The organism is Alcanivorax sp. HI0044 (genome assembly GCF_001634945.1).
This window is the reverse complement of the sequence record NZ_LWEZ01000902.1, coordinates 1-467: the sequence shown is the minus strand read 5'-3', so window position 1 is coordinate 467 and position 467 is coordinate 1. Positions and strand designations below refer to the sequence as shown.

Below are 467 nucleotides of genomic sequence, written 5' to 3'. Positions count from 1 at the left end.
CAGTACCAGCCAGCTCACTTTCAGGGTGGAAACCCCAGCCGCACGAATCACCGACAGCTCACCGCTATTGGCCAGCAGCCCCAGACCAATCAGGGTGCCCAGCAAAATGGCCATGGGCATGTACTCGTAAAAGCGTCGCGGCGTGGTAGTCAGGATAAACTGTAGCGCTTCCATGACCTGATAATTGCCGCGGAGAAACTCCAGCTCATAAACAAAGCCGAACAGACAATCCAGCCCGACAATAATAAACAGTATGGCCAGAGTCGGGATCATCACCGCCCGCCAGAAGTAGCGCTTGAGCAATCTCATGAGCGCGCCCTCCGCCGGAACAGGCGCCGGCCAAAGTAGAGCAGAAAGACCACCGCCCCAGCGCTCAGGTGGATCCAGATCATGCTCAGGTACCAGGGCAGCGCCCCTTTATGGTCTTCAATGGCGCTGCGACATACCAACAACATGCCCACGTACAA

The 467-nt window shown here is 56.7% G+C and carries 1 protein-coding gene; it reads right to left on the bottom strand.

Going from position 1 to position 467, the window contains the following annotated elements; genetic code table 11:
• Positions 1-309, bottom strand: a 309-nt coding sequence (locus A3730_RS10675) for an LptF/LptG family permease (protein WP_156501141.1), incomplete at its 3' end; no start/stop codon positions are given.
• Positions 310-467 lie beyond the last annotated feature (158 nt).